The following is a 232-nucleotide window of genomic DNA, read 5'->3' on the forward strand; positions in this document are numbered from 1 at the left end:
TGTGTCGGAAATTGGAACGTGCCTTCTTCCATACTTGAAACGCGGACTCGATACCGGGGAACGCGAATGTGCCGTCGTCGAGCACGGCAAACGCCGTATCCGGGCTCGTGGCCAGAGCCGGAACCTGACGGAGAGTCGCTTCATCATAGTCGTCCTCAAACTCTTTTTGGAATTCAAGACGCTCGACGAGCCCGGGTGCGAGTTTGATCTTCTCGCCCATGACGTTGAGAAT

General features: G+C 55.6%; 1 protein-coding gene. It reads right to left on the reverse strand.

Annotated elements, in window-relative coordinates:
• Nucleotides 1-232 (reverse strand): hypothetical protein (locus tag AC1RPJ_RS08355; RefSeq protein WP_481762944.1); only part of this gene is annotated, 232 nt, incomplete at both ends.

Source organism: Dellaglioa sp. CoH-57-MRSF-17 (genome assembly GCF_056782015.1).